The sequence below is a fragment of the Achromobacter sp. GbtcB20 genome, assembly GCF_019091095.1.
Taxonomy (GTDB): Bacteria; Pseudomonadota; Gammaproteobacteria; order Burkholderiales; family Burkholderiaceae_B; genus Achromobacter; species Achromobacter mucicolens.
Window position 1 is genome coordinate 1 of the sequence record NZ_JAGXJZ010000455.1, and the last position, 291, is coordinate 291.

General features: G+C 69.8%; 1 pseudogene. It reads left to right on the forward strand.

Features of this window, described 5'->3' with window-relative positions:
* Window positions 1-51: 51 nt before the first annotated feature.
* A pseudogene (locus KVT32_RS29740) lies at window positions 52-291 on the forward strand (MFS transporter); the annotation flags it as partial.

Here is a 291-nt window from a genome sequence, read left to right on the forward strand (position 1 = left end):
TAAGATGCATTGTATGACGGGCCGATCGGGCGCCTGTCCGCGGGAGATTCCATGAACCACGCGTCGGCCTGCGCGCCGGACACCGCGGCTGCCGACATTGCACCAGGCATGGTGCGCCTGCTGGCCTTTGCCGCCGGCCTGATCGTCGCCAACCTGTATTACGCCCAGCCCCTGGTCGGGCCGATCGCGGCCGCCACCGGTCTCTCCGCGTGCGCCGCCGGCCTTGTCGTCACCCTCACCCCGTTCGGCTATGCGCTCGGCCCGTACCTCATCGTGCCGCTCGGCGACCTG